The sequence below is a fragment of the Streptomyces narbonensis genome, from assembly GCF_014649015.1.
In the GTDB taxonomy this organism is placed as follows: Bacteria; Actinomycetota; Actinomycetes; order Streptomycetales; family Streptomycetaceae; genus Streptomyces; species Streptomyces narbonensis.
In genome coordinates, this window is the sequence record NZ_BMSF01000120.1 from 1 (window position 1) to 741 (window position 741).

General features: G+C 67.6%; 1 protein-coding gene. It reads right to left on the reverse strand.

Annotated features, from left to right (window positions below; all coding sequences use genetic code 11):
- Positions 1 to 741 (reverse strand): 2-oxoacid:ferredoxin oxidoreductase subunit beta (locus IE124_RS34235; RefSeq protein WP_189513961.1); only part of this gene is annotated, 741 nt, incomplete at both ends.

Genomic DNA, 741 nt, shown 5'->3' on the forward strand with positions numbered 1-741 from the left:
GACGACCTGGAGGTCGCCGGTGGCCGGGTCGCGGACGACGCCCTTGTCGAGCTCGGCGCCGAAGCGGATCGGCTGTCCGTGTTCCAGCCGGATGACGGCCTCCTGGGCCTGGTCCTTGTCCTTGAGGACCTCGAAGGCGCCGTCGTTGAAGATGTTGCAGTTCTGGTAGATCTCGACCAGCGCCGTGCCGTTGTGGTCGGCGGCCTGGCGCAGGACCTCGGTGAGGTGCTTGCGGTCGGAGTCGACGGTGCGGGCCACGAAGGAGGCCTCCGCACCGAGGGCGAGCGAGACGGGGTTGAAGGGTGCGTCGAGGGAGCCCATGGGGGTCGACTTGGTGATCTTGCCGACCTCGGAGGTGGGGCTGTACTGGCCCTTGGTGAGCCCGTAGATCCGGTTGTTGAAGAGCAGGATCTTCAGGTTCACGTTGCGGCGGAGCGCGTGGATGAGGTGGTTGCCGCCGATGGACAGCGCGTCGCCGTCGCCGGTGACGACCCAGACGGACAGGTCGCGGCGGGAGGTGGCGAGGCCGGTGGCGATGGCCGGGGCGCGGCCGTGGATGGAGTGCATCCCGTAGGTGTTCATGTAGTACGGGAAGCGGGAGGAGCAGCCGATCCCGGAGACGAAGACGATGTTCTCCTTCGCCAGGCCCAGTTCGGGCATGAAGCCCTGGACGGCGGCGAGGACCGCGTAATCACCGCAGCCGGGGCACCACCGCACCTCCTGGTCGGACTTGAAGTCCTT